This window comes from Streptomyces anulatus, assembly GCF_000721175.1.
Taxonomy (GTDB): domain Bacteria; phylum Actinomycetota; class Actinomycetes; order Streptomycetales; family Streptomycetaceae; genus Streptomyces; species Streptomyces anulatus_C.
Genome location: NZ_JOEZ01000046.1, coordinates 51,096 through 66,739, shown reverse-complemented (window position 1 = coordinate 66,739; position 15,644 = coordinate 51,096). Strand labels below are relative to the sequence as shown.

The following is a 15,644-nucleotide window of genomic DNA, read 5'->3' as shown; positions in this document are numbered from 1 at the left end:
CGTCTCGTGGGCTCGGAGATGTGTATAAGAGACAGGCCCCGGCCGCCACGGCCGTTCCGGCCGCGCCCGAGGGCGGGCAGAGCATGGCCCAGGGCGCCGCCCAGGTGCGGAACATGTGGCCGGACATCCTGGAGGCGGTCAAGAGCCGCCGGCGCTTCACCTGGATCCTGCTCAGCCAGAACGCCCAGGTCGCCGGGTTCGACGGGACGACGCTCCAGATCGGCTTCCTCAACGCGGGCGCCCGGGACAACTTCGCCGGCAGCGGCAGCGAGGAGATCCTCAAGCAGGCCCTCGTCGAACGCTTCAACGCCCAGTGGCGGATCGAAGCGGTCGTCGACCCCTCCGGTGGCGGCGGGACGCCCCCGCAGTCCGGTGGCGGCGGCGGACGTCCCGCCCCGCAGTACCAGCCCGCCCCGGCGGCCCCGGCGGCCCCGGCGGCCCCGGTCGCGTACGAGCCCCGGCCCCAGCACTCCGCCCCGCAGCAGTCCTCGCCCCCGCCGCAGGGGCAGTACGCGCCGTCGTCCCAGCAGTCGCGGCCCCCGTCCGCACCGCCGCAGAGCCGGGAGGCCGCGCCCGCCCCCGAGGCCTCCCACAGTCCGTACGGGGCGGAGCCGCCGCGATCCGTGGCGCCCGAGGACGACACCCCGGAGGCCGACGATCCGGATCTCGTCGACTCCGCCCTCTCCGGCCACGAGCTGATCGTCCGCGAGCTGGGCGCCACGGTGGTCGAGGAGTTCCCCAACGAGCAGTGAACCGGTAGCCGGGCGAGCGGCGCGGTGGCCGGGCCGTGCCGGCCCGACCGCAACGAGCCGTGAGGACGTGGCGGTCCGTCCGCGGACCGGCGGCCGTCGGGGCTCCCCGCGCCCGGCGGCTAGGCTGCACCCCGTGAAGGTCCTCGTCATCGGCGGCGGCGCCCGCGAACACGCCCTGTGCCGCTCTCTGTCCCTCGACCCCGATGTCACCGCTCTGTACTGCGCACCCGGCAACGCCGGTATCGCAGAGGTGGCCGAACTGCACCCGGTCGACGCGCTCGACGGTGACGCCGTCGCGCGCCTCGCGACCGAGCTGGGCGCCGGGCTGGTGGTCGTCGGCCCGGAGGCGCCGCTCGTCGCCGGGGTCGCCGACGCCGTGCGCGCGGCCGGCATCCCCTGCTTCGGCCCGTCCGGTGAAGCCGCGCAGCTGGAAGGCTCCAAGGCGTTCGCCAAGGACGTCATGGCCGGCGCCGGAGTCCCCACCGCCCGCAGCTACGTCTGCACCACCCCCGCGGAGATCGACGAGGCCCTCGACGCCTTCGGCGCCCCGTACGTCGTCAAGGACGACGGCCTCGCGGCCGGCAAGGGTGTCGTCGTCACCGACGACGTGGCCGCCGCCCGCGCCCACGCGCTGTCCTGCGACCGCGTGGTCATCGAGGAGTTCCTGGACGGCCCCGAGGTGAGCCTCTTCGCGATCACCGACGGCACCACCGTGCTGCCGCTCCAGCCCGCCCAGGACTTCAAGCGCGCCCTGGACGGCGACGAGGGCCCGAACACCGGCGGCATGGGCGCCTACTCCCCGCTCCCGTGGGCCGACCCCAAGCTGGTCGACGAGGTCCTCGAAACCGTCCTCCAGCCGACCGTCGACGAGCTGCGCCGCCGGGGCACGCCCTTCTCCGGACTGCTCTACGCGGGCCTCGCGATCACCTCGCGCGGCGTGCGGGTCATCGAGTTCAACGCCCGCTTCGGCGACCCGGAGACCCAGGTCGTCCTGGCCCGGCTGAAGACGCCGCTGGCCGGTGTCCTGCTCGCCTCCGCCAACGGCACCCTCGACGTCCTCCCGCCGCTGAAATGGCGCGACGACGCCGCCGTCACCGTGGTCATCGCCTCGTACAACTACCCGGACACCCCGCGCACCGGCGACCCGATCGACGGGCTCGCGGACGTCGCGGCGCAGGATGGACCCGACGCGTACGTCCTGCACGCCGGGACCCGCGCCGAGGGCGGCACGGTGCTCAGCGCGGGCGGCCGGGTGCTCTCGGTGACCGCGACCGGCAAGGACCTCGCGGCGGCCCGGGAGCGCGCCTACACCGCGCTCGGCCGGATCCGCCTGGACGGCTCCCAGCACCGTACGGACATCGCCCTCAAGGCCTCCCAGGGCTGACGCCCGTAACGCGCCCCACGGACCCCGCAGCCCCCGGGGACCCCACGGACCCCACGGACCCCGTGGGCTCCCGGACTTCGCAGCCCCTCCGCCCACCCACACCCCCGTACGCCACCGGCGTACGCGGAAGGCGCGAGGGGCTGCCGCTTGTCCGCGCCCCTGGGGGTGCGGTCGGCCGGGCCGCTTGCCCATGGACGCGAACACGTCAGCAGCTTTACCCAAAGCCATTCCATCGGGTGACGGCTGGGCCATCCGGATGACGGGTGCCGGAGCCCCAACTAGGGTGCGGCGCATGCGTTCCGGCACTTGGCCCACCGGCATTGCGATGTCGGTGACCGGTGCCACAGTGGGGGAGTGAGCAACACCGTCGAGGGGCAGAGGGGGTGACGTCCGGCCATGTCCGGTATCGATGTGGGTGAGGAGCCGGGTGCGCGGGCCGCACAGGCCCGAGCGCTCTCCCTGCTGCGGATCCGCAGCAGGGCACTGGCCGTGGCGATCCTGCCCGCGGCCGTCGCCGTCGTGCTGTTCGCGGCGGGCGCGCAGGGCCACCTGGCCGGTCCGGCCTGGGACGCCGTGCGCTGGACGGTCCTCGGCGTCGCGGTCGTCGTGCTGCTGGTGACCGTCCTGGTCGCCGTCTCCGTGGCCCGCGCACGGCCCGCCATGAGCCCGACCGTCCCCGTGCCGGAGGAAGGGGCCCCCGACCTCTACCGCCTGGTCCGGGACCTGGCCGACCGGCTCGACGTGCCCGCCCCCTCGGCCATAGCGCTGACCCCGGACTGCGACAGCTGGCTGGAGGACCGGACGCACCGCGCGCTCCACAGGGGCCCGGGCGCCTCGGCGGAGACCGGGGACACCGCCCCCGTCCTGGTCATCGGCTCGCCGTTCCTGTGGTGGATGCGGGTCGCCGAGCTCCGCGCCGTCCTCGCCCCCGTGGTGGCGGGCACCGGCCCGTCCGCGCACCCCGACATAGCCGCCGCCCGCCGCTTCGTCCGCGGACTGGACGCCGCGATCGCCGATGCCGCCGCCCCCGGCCGGGGCGGCGTGCGCGGGGCGCCGCTCGCCTTCGCCGGCTGGGTGGCCCGGCTGCTGCTGCGGGCCTGCCGGGACCACGCCGCCGAGATGGAGCGCTGTGTGGCCGCCGCCGCGTCCACGCGGGCCCGGACGGTCGACTACGGGCTGCGCATCGCCGCCCAGGAACAGGTCGGCCTCGCCTACGCCGGCTGGGACCGGCTGCTGACCCGGGTGGCGCTGCCCGCCTGGCGGATGGGCCGCTGGCCCTCCCGGCTGGACGCCGGGGTCGTCTCCGCGCTCACCGAGCTCTCCCGCCGGGACCGGCTGGCCGACGGCTTCGCGCTGCGCCTGGGCGAGCGGCCCGCGTGCGACCTGCTCGAAGAGCCCGGGGTGGCCGACGAAGCGGCGTCCCTGCTCGCCGCCCGGCTCTTCCACGGCGGCCCCGCCGAGAGCGGTCCGGGCTGGGCGCCGGTGGACTGGCAGCAGTATCCCGACGAGGTCGTCGACCGTAAGTGGCGTACGGAAGCGGCCCGGCTGCACCGGGTCCTGGACACCCTGGGCGTCCCCCGGGCCTCCGCCGCCGACCCGGCCGTCCCCACCCTGGCCCGGGTCATGGAGCACCTGTCCGGTTCCGGCGGTCCCGGCGGCCCGGGCGAGGAGCTCGCGGCGGGCATCGGTGCCGCGGTCGCCCGCGAGGAGCCCGGGGCCCCGGTGCACGGCGGTCCCGGGAACGGTGGTCCCGGGCACAGCGGACCGGAGTCCGGCGCGGCCGACGACCCTCTCGGCCTCTGGGGACCGGGACCGCTGCCCCTCTTCCCGCTGCAGCCGCCGCGTACGGGCACCGAGCTGCTCGCCGACCACGTCGCGGCCATGGTCTGCTGCGCGGCCGTGGACACGGCGGGCGCGGCCCCCGGCCTGGACTGGCTCGACGGCCCCGCGCTGCTCGTCGGCGGCGAGCGCCGGGCGGACCTCGCGACTCCGGTCCTCAGCCTCGTCGAGGACGGCGATCCGGACCCGCTGCTGTCCTGGCTCGCCGAGGTGGGTGTGCGCTCCGACAAGCCGGTCCGGCTGGTGTGAGCGCGTACGCGAACGCCGCACCCCCGCCCGGGTCGCCCCACCCACAGCTCGGAAGGAACGGTTCCGTTCCCGTCAATTCGCGACGAAGGGTGACGGGCCGCATGCGTTATGTGATGTGCTGGGGATCGGCGCTGACATCCGGCGCACCAGAGTTGTCCGGGGGATCCCGGGAGTCGTCCGGCTCCGGGGGATCCGAGGGAGGGGCGCGGCATGGGGGCGGAGCAGATTCGCCGGTGGGAGTCGGGTGCCCTCGCGCACGCGGTGAGCGATCCCTTCGGTCAGGGCCCGCTGCCCTGGCTGCGCGGCAGTGAGAACTACTTCGACGACACCGGCAAGGTCGTCCCCTGGTACGCCGACCTCGCCCGCTCCACCGGCGGCGGCACCCGTACCGCCGACGACGTGCACCGCCAGATCAAGGGCTTCGTCTCGCCCGGAGCGGCGGCCCCCGGCGAGGCCATCGACTTCCACATCACCGTGGACCCGCCCCAGCAGTTCTCCGTCGACGTCTACCGGATCGGTCATTACGGCGGCGACGGCGCGGCCAAGATCACCACGAGCCCGCGGCTCTCCGGCATCGTCCAGCCCCCGCCGCTCGCCGCCGACCGGACCGTCTCCTGCCACCACTGGTGGATGTCCTGGCGGCTCCAGATCCCGAGCTACTGGTCGGTCGGCGCGTATGTGGCCGTCCTGACCACCGCCGACGGCTACCGCTCGCACATCCCCTTCACCGTCCGCCACGACCACCCCGCCGACCTGCTGCTCCTGCTGCCCGACATCACCTGGCAGGCGTACAACCTCTACCCGGAGGACGGCCGCACCGGCGCCAGCCTCTACCACGCGTGGGACGAGCGGGGGCGGCTGCTCGGCGAGGAGGACGCCGCCGTCACGATCTCCTTCGACCGCCCGTACGCCGGGGCCGGCCTGCCGCTGCACGTGGGGCACGCGTACGACTTCATCCGCTGGGCCGAGCGGTACGGCTACGACCTCGCCTACGCCGACGCCCGCGATCTGCACGCGGGCCGTGTCGACCCCAGCCGTTACCGGGGCCTGGTCTTCCCCGGCCACGACGAGTACTGGTCGCTGCCGATGCGCCGGGCCGCCGAGCGCGCCCGGGACTCCGGCACCTCGCTCGTCTTCCTCTCCGCCAACACCATGTACTGGCAGGTGGGCCTCGCCCCGTCCGCCTCCGGCGAGGCGGACCGCCTGCTGACCTGCCGCAAGCGCCGGGGGCCCGGGAAGTCGGCGCTGTGGCGCGAGGTGGACCGGCCCGAGCAGCAGCTCCTGGGCATCCAGTACGCGGGCCGGGTGCCCGACCCCCGCCCGCTGGTCGTGCGCAACTCCGAGCACTGGCTCTGGGACTCCACGGGCGCGGTCGAGGGCGACGAGATCGCCGGCCTGGTCGCCGGTGAGGCCGACCGCTACTTCCCGCGCACCAGCCTGCCCGAGCACGACAACCGCATCCTGCTCGCCCACTCCCCGTACGAGGACTCCGAGGGCGCCACCCGCCACCAGGAGACCTCGCTCTACCAGGCCCCCTCCGGCGCGCTCGTCTTCGCCTCCGGCACCTTCGCCTGGTCCCCGGCCCTGGACCGCCCCGGGCACACCGACCCCCGGATCCAGCGGGCCACGGCCAACCTCCTCGACCGGATCTGCAAGCGGGACTGACGCCCGGGAAGCGGTAAGGGAATCCGCGCCAGGCGTGTCCGCACCTCGCCGCCCCTCTGATCGGCCCGGTGACGGGGCTGCTCGCCGGCGGGTATCCGGCGTGGCGTGCCGGCCGGATCGGACCCGCCGGGGGCCTGCGACGCTGAGGAGCGCCCCTGACGCGGCCGGTAGGGCGATTCGGCCGGCCCGGGAACCCTGCGGCGTACCGGGAAGCGAAGCCCGACCCGGTCCCGCCCGGGGCCGGTCACCGGGCCCGGCGCGCGCTCCGCCCTCTCCGTACGGGACAATCGGAACCGCTCCTGGATCAATCTACGCGGAGGCACCGTGTCCGGTTTTGTAGAAAAGCCCGAGCCCGTACAGGTTCCGGGCCTCACCCACCTGCACACCGGCAAGGTGCGTGACCTGTACCGGAACGAGGCGGGCGACCTCGTCATGGTCGCCAGCGACCGTATTTCCGCCTACGACTGGGTCCTGCCGACCGAGATCCCCGACAAGGGCCGCGTCCTCACCCGGCTCTCGCTCTGGTGGTTCGACCAGCTCGCCGACCTGGTCCCCAACCACGTCATCTCCACCGAGCTGCCCCCGGGCGCCCCGGCCGACTGGGCGGGCCGCACCCTCATCTGCAAGTCGCTGCGGATGGTCGAGGTCGAGTGCGTGGCCCGCGGCTATCTGACCGGCTCCGGGCTCGTCGAGTACGACGCCACCCGTACGGTCTGCGGCATCGGTCTCCCCGAGGGCCTGGTCAACGGCTCCGAGCTGCCCGGCCCGATCTTCACCCCGGCCACCAAGGCGGCCGTCGGCGACCACGACGAGAACGTCAGCTACGAGGACGTCGCCCGCGAGGTCGGTGCGGAGACGGCCGCCGAGCTGCGGCGCACGACGCTCGACGTCTACCGCCGGGCCCGGGACATCGCGCACGGGCGCGGGATCATCCTGGCCGACACCAAGTTCGAGTTCGGCTTCGAGACCACCGAGGACGGGACCGAGCGGCTGATCATCGCCGACGAGGTGCTGACCCCGGACTCCTCACGCTTCTGGCCCGCCGCCACCTGGGAGCCCGGTCGCGCCCAGCCCAGCTACGACAAGCAGTTCGTGCGCGACTGGCTGACCTCCCCGGCCTCCGGCTGGGACCGTGCGAGCGAGCAGCCGCCCCCGGCGCTGCCGCAGGAGATCGTGACGGCGACCCGCGCCAAGTACATCGAGGCGTACGAGGTGCTGACCGGCACCAACTGGTCCTGAGGCCAGGCGGATACGCAGGAAGCCCCGGTCCGAAAGGACCGGGGCTTCTCATCCGGAGCGGACGACCAGGTTCGAACTGGCGACCTCAACCTTGGCAAGGTTGCGCTCTACCAACTGAGCTACGTCCGCAGTGCGCCGAAGCGCGATGCCTACTATACCCAACCCCGCTCGCGGGCGAGACGCACTGCCGTGTGCCGGTTCTCCGCACCGATCTTGGTGGCGGCCGACGACAGGTAGTTGCGTACGGTCCCCTGGGACAGCGAGGCCCGCTCCGCGATCTCCGCGACCGGCGCCCCGTCCGCCGCCAGTTCGAGCACCTCGGCCTCCCTGGCGGTCAGCGGCGAGTCCCCGGCGGAGATGGCGTCGGCCGCCAACTCCGGATCCACGTAACGGTTCCCGGCGTGGACGGTACGGATGATCTCGGCCAGCCGCCGGGCGCTGACGGTCTTAGGGACGAACCCCCGCACGCCGGCGGCCAGGGCCCGCTTGAGGTGCCCGGGGCGGCCGTGGCTGGTCACGATCATGGTGCGGCAGTGCGGCAGTTCCGTCCGCAGCGATGTGGCGACCTTCACACCGTCCGCCCCCGGCATCTGGAGATCCAGGACGGCGACGTCGGGCCGGTGCGCCAGAGCCATCGCCAGCGCCTCGGGGCCGCTGGCCGCCTCCGCGACCACGGCGAGGTCCTCCTCCAGGGCGAGCAGCGCGGCCAGCGCGCCCCGGATCAGGTGCTCGTCGTCGGCCAGCAGGACCCGCAGGGGCTGCGCGGTGGTCATCGTTCCTCCGGAGGAGCGGAAAGGGAGCCGGGAGAGGGGTCCGCGGGATCCGGGCGGCCGTTCGCATCCGAGCGGGGAGCCGTGAGCGGCACCGTCGCCGTCACCCGGAAGAGGTCGTCCCCGGCGGCTCCGGCGGTGAGCGATCCCCCGAGCGCCCCGAGCCGTTCGCGCAGCCCGGCGAGGCCCGAACCGCCGCCGCCGTCGTCGTCCGCGCCGCCGAGCGGGCGGGTGGCGCCGGCCCCGTCGTTCTCGACCTCCAGGACCACCGCGTCCCGTGTCCGTGTGAGCCGGATCCAGCAGTGGCGCGGGTCGCCGTGGCGCAGGACGTTCGTCGCGGTCTCGCGCACCACCCAGCCGAGCGCGGCCTGGACGGCGGCGGGAGCCCCGATGCCGGCCGGGCCGTCCGCGCCCTCGACGGTGCAGGAGATCCCGGCGGCCTGCAGCACGCCCTGAGCGCCCATGAGCTCGGTCGGCAGATCGGCCTCCCGGTAGCCGCGTACGACATCGCGGACCTCCTGCTGCGACGCACGGGCGATCCGCTGCACCTCGACCATCTGGTCCATCGCCGCGGGGTTCCCACGCTGGGCCAGCTCCACGGCCAGCTCGCTCTTCAGGGCGATCACCGAGAGGTTGCGGCCCAGCACGTCGTGCATGTCCCGGCCGAACCGCAGCCGCTCCTCCGCCACCGCCAGCCGGGCCTGCATGTCCCGCGCCTCCTCCGCCTGCCACATCACGGACAGGCTCCAGACGCTCGGCCGGGCCGAGGAGAGCACCAGCAGGGTGACGACGACCAGCGAGAGCGCCGCCCCGAACAGCGGCCCGCCCGGCACGCCCACGGCCGCCAGGAGCGCCACGACGGCCGCGGAGAAGGCGGCGGCGTGGAGCAGGAACTTCCGGACCGGGACGATCAGGACGTACGGGATGGCGAACGCCACGGGCAGGTCCAGCACCAGCAGTACGAGCCCCTCGTCCTTCACGCCTCCCACCGCCGCGAGTGCCACCAGAAGGCCGGTCATCAGCACCTGGAGCGCGGCGGGCAGGCGCAACCGCCCCGGGGGGAACGGGCCCGTCCCCCGGTAGTCGTCGAAGGCGGGGGTCAGATTGCGGTTGCTCAGCACGGACTGGGCGATGTTGGCGGTGAGGAACGCTCCTCCCAGGGCCACCGCCACCGGTCCCTCGCCCAGGGTCTCCCCGAGGGGCAGCAGCCCCCAGGACACCGCGAAGAACCAGGTGATCGAGCAGAGCGTCACCCGCGTGTAGAGGTCGATGCGCTGGAGCTTGCTGCGCTCGTGCCAGTCGCGCCGCCAGCCCCGTACCCGACCGAACACGCCCCTCAGCCCCTTCATGTCAGCCGCGCGGGTCCCAGCGGAACCACCGTCGCACAGCAAACACGCCGAAAGCGGTCCAGGCCAGCGCGGTCACCCCGGCGACGAGCAGGTCACCGCTCCCGACGCCGCCGAGCCAGCCGTGCCGGATCAGGGTCATCACGCCCGTCATCGGCAGCAGCTCCAGCACGGAGGCCAGCCCGTCCGGGAACACCGCCAGCGGGACGAACAGTCCGGAGCCGAACAGTGAGACGAAGAACAGCGGCAGGGTGGTGAGCTGCGAGGTCTGCACCGTCCGGGTGATCACGGCGGTCGCCGCCGCCAGGGCGGACATCAGGACGAATCCCAGCAGCAGTCCGGCCAGCAGGAGGCCGGGTCGGTGCGGGGCGCTCAGGTCGAAGGCGATCGCGCCGGCCACCACGAGCAGCACGCACTGGGCGAGGGCCAGCGCGACGGACGGCAGCGCGGTGCCGATGAGGATCTCGCGGTCGGAGATCTCCCCGGTGCGCAGCCGCTTCAGGACGAGTTCCTCGCGCCGGGCGACGTACGCGGAGACGAGGTTCATGTAGACGACCTGGACGAGCACCATGCCGATGCCGCCGGTCAGAGTGGCGCCCGCGACGGTGAGCCCGGTGCCGCCGAGGTCGATCTGTTCGAGCGAGGACCGCATCGCGAAGATCATCGCGAGCGGCAGCAGCAGGGCCACGACGATCGCGGTCCGGTTGCGTACCAGGAGGATCAGCTCGGCGCGGCCGAGGGCGGTCAGCCGCCGGGCCACGGCCGCCGCGCCCGTGGGGGAGCCGGCGGAAGTCCGGCCGGGGACGGGGGTCGTGGTGGTCGTCATGCCGTCACCTTCTTCGTGCCGCCGGAGCGGGTGGAGCGGTCCGGGACCTGGCGCGGGTCCTGGTCCAGGAGCGCGTGCCGGGTCTTCGCGATGTCGAGGAACGCCTCCTCCAGGGAGGCGGATCGGGCGTCGAGGCCGTGCAGCCGTACGCCGGACTCCCGGGCCCACTCCAGGAGTTCGTGCAGCGACTCCTGGAGGGCGGGGGTGCGGATCTCGACCCGGGACCCCTCGGCCGCGGCCCGCAGCGAGAGCGGCAGACGCGCCGCCGGCACGGCCTCGGGCAGCACGAAACGGATCCTGGCCGGCTGCTGCGCGGTCACCTCGGCGATCGTCCCGGTCGTCACGATCCTCCCCTGATGCATGATCGCCAGGCGGTCCGCGAGCGCCTCGGCCTCCTCCAGGTAGTGCGTGGTCAGCAGCACGGTGGTGCCGTTGCCCCGCAGCGCCCGGACGAGCTCCCAGGTCTCCTGCCGGCCCTGGGCGTCCAGCCCGGTCGTCGGCTCGTCGAGGAAGAGCACCTCGGGCCGGGACGTCAGGGCGAGGGCCAGGTCGAGGCGGCGCTTCTCGCCGCCGGACAGCTGCTTGACCCGCACGTCGGCCCGGCCGGTCAGGCCGACCATCTCCAGGGCCTCGCCGGCGGGGCGTGCGCCGGTGGTGCAGGCCGACCACATGCGTACGGTCTCCATGACCGTGAGGTCACAGGGGAAGCCGCCTTCCTGGAGCATCACCCCGGTACGGGGGCGGACGGCGGCGCGTTCGCGGTACGGGTCGTGGCCGAGGACCCGGACCGTGCCGTCGGTCGGCGGCGCCAGGCCCTCCAGGAGTTCCACGGTGGAGGTCTTGCCCGCGCCGTTCGTCCCGAGCAGGGCGAACAGTTCGCCGCGGGCCACGGAGAAGGAGATCCCGGACACGGCCTCGAAGCCGCCGGCGTATCGGCGTCGGACCCCGTTCGCCTCGATCACGGGACCGTCCACGCGGTCGCTGAGAATGTCGTCGCTGGTCATGCTTCAAGGTTTCCGCCGGAGCCGGCCCGCGAGCAGTGCGCGCTGTCACCACTGCTCATGACAAACGTCATGGCGTGGTTCGGGAAGGAGACCGGGAACACGGCAAAGGCCCTGACCGAGAAGGTCAGGGCCTTTGCTGCTGAGCGGACGACCAGGTTCGAACTGGCGACCTCAACCTTGGCAAGGTTGCGCTCTACCAACTGAGCTACGTCCGCAGTGCAGCCACTCGGCTTTCACCGGTGGAGCGAGCACTACTCTACCTGATCCAATGAAGTGGTCCGAAGAGTCGTGCAGAGCGGGTGACAGGAATTGCACACTGCGCCTTCCCCCTGGAAGGGGGATGTTCTACTACTGAACTACACCCGCACGCTGCGTGGGATTTGGCTTTGCGGCCTCGCCCCTCGGCGTGCTCCAGACTCTAGCCGACCTGCAGGGGTGTCGCGCAAGTCGGCTCCCCGCGGAACCTGCGGACCGGGTCCGGACCGGCACCGGACCGGGCCCGGACCGGAGCCCCGAGGCCCGGTCGACGGTGCGCCCGGGGCCGCCTGACGGAGCGTCCGGCGGGCCGGCCCGGACGCCCACCCGGCCCTGCCGGCTCACTCGGCCGCGTCGAACGCCTCGTAGACCTTCTTCGGGATGCGGCCCCGGGCCGGCACCTCCATCCGGTGCGAGCGGGCCCAGGCGCGGACGGCCGCCGGGTCCGGGGCGAGGGAGGTGTGGTGGTAGGCCGCGGGCGTCCTGCCGTGCTTGCCGGCATTTGTCTGCTTACGGCCGGCGGCCACGTAAGGTGCCAGGGTCTTCCGCAGTTTCTTCGCGTTGGCGGGATTGAGATCGATCTCGTAGGTCTTCCCGTCCAGGGCGAAGGTCACCGTTTCCGCCGCCGCTCCCCCGTCGATGTCGTCGAAGAGCGTCACCACTACGCGCTGAGCCACGGATATCGGTCCTTTCCTACGGCACCGGCGCGTTGTGCGTGCGCGGATGCCGGCCTTCCGGCTGTCAGGCGGGCGGATGCGGATCGACGAGATGTCGACTGTTCCGTTGTCCCCGGGGCAATGTTGCTTTCCCCGGTAATCATTTGTACAGCGGTGGGCACCGCATTGTGAAGCCCAGCCAATTGCATCCGCGTGTCCGTGTGCAATCCGTGTGCAATCCGGGCGGGTTTTTTCCAGACCTTTTCCGTGCGGTGTCGTGTCCGATATCTCGGTGTGATCCGCGCGGCGTGCTCGCCGTGTCCGTGTCGCCCGATATCTACCCGCGTAGAAATTTTGGCCAGGTACGCTGAGTGGACCCGCGGGGGTCTGGGGAGCCCCCCGGAGAGACAGCCGCATCACACCACCACACCGGGAGTGCCAGTGGCACGCGTCGTAGTCGACGTCATGCTCAAGCCCGAGATCCTCGACCCGCAGGGACAGGCGGTGCAGCGTGCACTGCCCCGTCTCGGCTTCGAGGGAATCGCGGACGTTCGTCAGGGAAAGCGTTTCGAGCTGGAGGTCGAGGGGCCGGTCGACGACGCCGCCCTCGCCCGCATTAACGAGCTGGCCGAGACGTTCCTCGCCAACACCGTCATCGAGGACTTCGTCGTGAAGGTGGAGGAGGAGAAGTGACCACCCGTATCGGCGTCGTCACTTTTCCCGGCACCCTCGACGATCAGGACGCCCTGCGCGCCGTCCGGATCGCGGGCGCCGAGCCCGTATCCCTGTGGCACCGCGACAAGGACCTGCACCAGGTCGACGCGGTCGTCCTGGCCGGCGGTTTCTCCTACGGGGACTACCTCCGCGCCGGAGCCATCTCCCGCTTCTCGCCGGTGATGGAAACGCTCATCGAGCAGGCGAAGGCCGGTATGCCGGTCCTCGGCATCTGCAACGGCTTCCAGATCCTGACCGAGGCGCACCTGCTGCCCGGCGCGATGCTGCGCAACAACCACCTGCACTTCATCTGCCGCGACCAGAAGCTGCGGGTGGAGAACGCGGAGACCGCCTGGACCTCGGACTACAGCGCCGGCCAGGAGATCAGCGTCCCGCTCAAGAACGTGGACGGCCGGTACACCGCCGACGAGCGCACGCTCGACGAGCTGGAGGCCGAGGGCCGCGTCGCCTTCCGTTACCTGGACGGCAACCCCAACGGCTCGCTCCGCGACATCGCGGGCATCACCAACGCCGCGGGCAACATCGTCGGCCTGATGCCGCACCCGGAGCACGCCGTGGAGCCGCTCATCGGCACCGGCCGCACCGACGGCCTCGGTTTCTTCACCTCGATCATCAAGAAGCTGGTCAACGCATGAGCCTGGATACGGTCAAGCACGCGGCCGAGACCCCGGACGCCGCGCAGCCCTGGAAGGAGCTCGGCCTCAAGGAGGACGAGTACGCCCGGATCCGCGAGATCCTGGGCCGCCGTCCCACCGGCGCCGAGCTCGCCATGTACTCCGTGATGTGGTCGGAGCACTGCTCGTACAAGAGCAGCAAGGTCCACCTCAAGCAGTTCGGCGAGAAGGTCCCCGCCAACGACGCGATGCTCGTCGGCATCGGTGAGAACGCCGGCGTCGTCGACGTCGGCCAGGGGTACGCGGTCACCTTCAAGGTCGAGTCGCACAACCACCCGTCGTACATCGAGCCCTACCAGGGCGCGGCCACCGGCATCGGCGGCATCGTCCGCGACATCCTCGCGATGGGCGCCCGCCCGATCGCGGTCGTCGACCCGCTGCGCTTCGGCGCGGCCGACCACCCCGACACCAAGCGCGTCCTCCCGGGCGTCGTCGCGGGCATCGGCGGCTACGGCAACTGCCTGGGCCTGCCCAACATCGGCGGCGAGGTCGTCTTCGACTCCTGCTACCAGGGCAACCCGCTGGTCAACGCCGGCTGCATCGGCGTGATGAAGCACGAGGACATCCACCTCGCGCAGGCGTCGGGCCCCGGCAACAAGGTCATCCTGTACGGCGCCCGCACCGGCGGCGACGGCATCGGCGGCGTCTCCGTGCTGGCGAGCGAGACCTTCGAGTCCACCGGGCCCGCCAAGCGCCCCGCGGTCCAGGTCGGTGACCCGTTCCAGGAGAAGCTCCTCATCGAGTGCACCCTGGAGATCTTCAGGGAGAAGCTCGTCGCGGGCATCCAGGACCTCGGCGGCGCCGGGCTCTCCTGCGCCACCAGCGAGCTGGCCTCGGCCGGTTCCGGCGGGATGCGCGTCGAGCTGGACACCGTGCCGCTGCGGGACTCCTCCCTCTCGCCGGAGGAGATCCTCATGAGCGAGTCGCAGGAGCGCATGTGCGCGATCGTCGAGCCGCAGCACGTGGACCGCTTCCTGGAGATCTGCGAGAAGTGGGACGTCATCGCCACCGTCATCGGTGAGGTGACCGAGGGCTCCCAGCTGGAGATCTTCTGGCACGGTGAGCAGATCGTCGACGTGCCGCCGCGCTCGGTCGCCCACGACGGCCCGGTCTACCACCGCCCGTTCGCCCGCCCGTCCTGGCAGGACGCGCTCCAGGCGGACGACGCCGGCAAGCTCGCCCGCCCTTCGAGCGCCGCCGAGCTGCGCGAGCAGGTCCTGAAGCTGGTCGCATCGCCGAACCAGGCCTCCAAGTCCTGGATCACCGACCAGTACGACCGCTTCGTGCAGGGCAACACCGTGCTCGCGATGCCCGAGGACGCGGGCATGGTCCGCATCGACGCCGAGTCGAACCTGGGCGTGGCCATGGCGACCGACGGCAACGGCCGGTACGCCAAGCTCGACCCGTACACCGGCGCGCAGCTCGCGCTGGCGGAGTCGTACCGCAACGTCGCCGCCTCCGGCGCCAAGCCGCTGGCCATCTCGGACTGCCTGAACTTCGGTTCGCCCGAGGACCCGGACGTCATGTGGCAGTTCGCCGAGGCCACCCGCGGTCTCGCGGACGGCTGCCTGGAGCTGGGCACCCCGGTCACCGGCGGCAACGTCTCGCTGTACAACCAGACCGGTGAGACGGCGATCCACCCGACGCCGGTCGTGGCCGTGCTCGGCGTGATCGACGACGTCAACCGGCGTACGCCGATCGCCTTCGCGGAAGAGGGCCAGCTCCTCTACCTGCTGGGCGACACGACCGAGGAGTTCGGCGGGTCGGCCTGGTCCGAGGTCGTCCACAACCACCTCGGTGGCCTGCCGCCCAAGGTGGACCTCGGCCGCGAGAAGCTGCTCGCCGAGATCCTCATCTCGGCCTCCCGCGACGGCATGATCGACGCCGCGCACGACCTGAGCGACGGCGGCCTGATCCAGGCCGTCACCGAGTCCTGCCTGCGCGGCGGGAAGGGCGCCCGGCTGGTCGTGCCGGACGGCCTGGACGCGTTCACGTTCCTCTTCTCCGAGTCGGCGGGACGCGCGGTCGTCTCGATCCCGCGCAGCGAGGAGCTCCGCTTCAACGACATGTGCGGCGCGCGCGGTCTGCCCGCCACCCGCATCGGTGTCGTGGACGGCGAGGAGATCGAGATCCAGGGCGAGTTCAGCATCCCGCTGAGCGAGCTCCGTACGGCGCACGAGGCGACGATCCCCGCGCTGCTCGCCTGAGCAGAGCGCCGACCGGCACCTCTGAAGCCCCCGCCCGGATCGT

The 15,644-nt window shown here is 72.6% G+C and carries 12 protein-coding genes, 3 tRNA genes and 1 pseudogene; 8 read left to right on the top strand and 8 right to left on the bottom strand.

Annotation, left to right across the window (positions count from 1 at the left end):
• The 5 genes and pseudogenes from IG90_RS0135455 to IG90_RS0135435 all read left to right on the top strand — a co-directional run.
• Positions 1-752, top strand: a pseudogene (locus IG90_RS0135455) (DNA polymerase III subunit gamma and tau); the annotation flags it as partial.
• 133 nt (positions 753-885) lie between these two features.
• Positions 886-2,136, top strand: coding sequence for a phosphoribosylamine--glycine ligase (purD, locus tag IG90_RS0135450; protein ID WP_030594189.1), 1,251 nt, complete (start codon positions 886-888; stop codon positions 2,134-2,136).
• Positions 2,137-2,532: 396 nt separating this feature from the next.
• Positions 2,533-4,224: a M48 family metalloprotease gene (locus tag IG90_RS0135445; RefSeq protein WP_030594187.1), complete on the top strand. Its 1,692-nt coding sequence runs from the start codon at positions 2,533-2,535 to the stop codon at positions 4,222-4,224.
• Between the two features lie 210 nt (positions 4,225-4,434).
• The gene (locus IG90_RS0135440) at positions 4,435-5,889 is read left to right on the top strand and encodes a N,N-dimethylformamidase beta subunit family domain-containing protein (protein ID WP_030594185.1); all 1,455 of its coding nucleotides are present in this window, start codon (positions 4,435-4,437) and stop codon (positions 5,887-5,889) included.
• A gap of 324 nt (positions 5,890-6,213) precedes the next feature.
• Positions 6,214-7,128 carry a phosphoribosylaminoimidazolesuccinocarboxamide synthase gene (locus IG90_RS0135435; protein ID WP_030594183.1) on the top strand — a complete coding sequence of 305 codons (915 nt, stop codon included), beginning with the start codon at positions 6,214-6,216 and terminating at the stop codon, positions 7,126-7,128.
• Positions 7,129-7,184: 56 nt separating this feature from the next.
• Here IG90_RS0135435 and IG90_RS0135430 read toward each other — a convergent pair.
• The 8 genes from IG90_RS0135430 to IG90_RS0135395 all read right to left on the bottom strand — a co-directional run bounded on the left by IG90_RS0135430 (position 7,185) and on the right by IG90_RS0135395 (position 12,006).
• A tRNA-Gly gene (locus tag IG90_RS0135430) sits at positions 7,185-7,257 on the bottom strand.
• A gap of 23 nt (positions 7,258-7,280) precedes the next feature.
• The gene (locus tag IG90_RS0135425) at positions 7,281-7,901 is read right to left on the bottom strand and encodes a response regulator transcription factor (protein WP_030594179.1); all 621 of its coding nucleotides are present in this window, start codon (positions 7,899-7,901) and stop codon (positions 7,281-7,283) included.
• The gene (locus tag IG90_RS0135420; protein WP_030594177.1) at positions 7,898-9,247 is read right to left on the bottom strand and encodes a sensor histidine kinase; all 1,350 of its coding nucleotides are present in this window, start codon (positions 9,245-9,247) and stop codon (positions 7,898-7,900) included. The genes IG90_RS0135425 and IG90_RS0135420 overlap by 4 nt, the downstream gene beginning before the upstream one ends.
• 1 nt (position 9,248) lies before the next feature.
• Positions 9,249-10,070 carry an ABC transporter permease gene (locus IG90_RS0135415; RefSeq protein ID WP_030594175.1) on the bottom strand — a complete coding sequence of 274 codons (822 nt, stop codon included), beginning with the start codon at positions 10,068-10,070 and terminating at the stop codon, positions 9,249-9,251.
• A complete protein-coding gene (locus IG90_RS0135410) occupies positions 10,067-11,074 on the bottom strand; it encodes an ABC transporter ATP-binding protein (protein ID WP_030594173.1) in 1,008 nt (335 codons plus the stop codon). The genes IG90_RS0135415 and IG90_RS0135410 overlap by 4 nt, the downstream gene beginning before the upstream one ends.
• Before the next feature lie 142 nt (positions 11,075-11,216).
• A tRNA-Gly gene (locus IG90_RS0135405) sits at positions 11,217-11,289 on the bottom strand.
• Positions 11,290-11,368: 79 nt separating this feature from the next.
• Positions 11,369-11,440: transfer RNA gene (locus tag IG90_RS0135400), tRNA-Gly, on the bottom strand.
• Between the two features lie 230 nt (positions 11,441-11,670).
• Positions 11,671-12,006, bottom strand: a complete 336-nt coding sequence (locus IG90_RS0135395; protein ID WP_030594170.1) for a histone-like nucleoid-structuring protein Lsr2 — start codon at positions 12,004-12,006, stop codon at positions 11,671-11,673.
• Between the two features lie 420 nt (positions 12,007-12,426).
• On the opposite strand from IG90_RS0135395, the gene purS reads away from it, so the two are divergent.
• From purS to purL, 3 genes are read left to right on the top strand one after another with little or no spacing between them, the layout of a single operon-like run.
• Positions 12,427-12,678, top strand: a complete 252-nt coding sequence (purS, locus tag IG90_RS0135390; protein WP_003968034.1) for a phosphoribosylformylglycinamidine synthase subunit PurS — start codon at positions 12,427-12,429, stop codon at positions 12,676-12,678.
• The gene (gene purQ, locus IG90_RS0135385) at positions 12,675-13,355 is read left to right on the top strand and encodes a phosphoribosylformylglycinamidine synthase subunit PurQ (RefSeq protein ID WP_030594169.1); all 681 of its coding nucleotides are present in this window, start codon (positions 12,675-12,677) and stop codon (positions 13,353-13,355) included. The genes purS and purQ overlap by 4 nt, the downstream gene beginning before the upstream one ends.
• Complete coding sequence (purL, locus tag IG90_RS0135380; protein ID WP_030594167.1) at positions 13,352-15,601, top strand: phosphoribosylformylglycinamidine synthase subunit PurL; 2,250 nt, start codon at positions 13,352-13,354, stop codon at positions 15,599-15,601. Before purQ ends, purL begins: the two co-directional genes overlap by 4 nt.
• Positions 15,602-15,644: the final 43 nt, after the last annotated feature.

Coding starts and splice junctions, on each gene's coding strand:
- IG90_RS0135445 (WP_030594187.1), top strand. CDS start 2,533: ATGTCCGGTATCGATGTGGGTGAGGAGCCGGGTGCGCGGGCCGCACAG.
- IG90_RS0135440 (WP_030594185.1), top strand. CDS start 4,435: ATGGGGGCGGAGCAGATTCGCCGGTGGGAGTCGGGTGCCCTCGCGCAC.
- IG90_RS0135425 (WP_030594179.1), bottom strand. CDS start 7,901: ATGACCACCGCGCAGCCCCTGCGGGTCCTGCTGGCCGACGACGAGCAC.
- IG90_RS0135420 (WP_030594177.1), bottom strand. CDS start 9,247: ATGAAGGGGCTGAGGGGCGTGTTCGGTCGGGTACGGGGCTGGCGGCGC.
- IG90_RS0135415 (WP_030594175.1), bottom strand. CDS start 10,070: ATGACGACCACCACGACCCCCGTCCCCGGCCGGACTTCCGCCGGCTCC.
- IG90_RS0135410 (WP_030594173.1), bottom strand. CDS start 11,074: ATGACCAGCGACGACATTCTCAGCGACCGCGTGGACGGTCCCGTGATC.
- purL (WP_030594167.1), top strand. CDS start 13,352: ATGAGCCTGGATACGGTCAAGCACGCGGCCGAGACCCCGGACGCCGCG.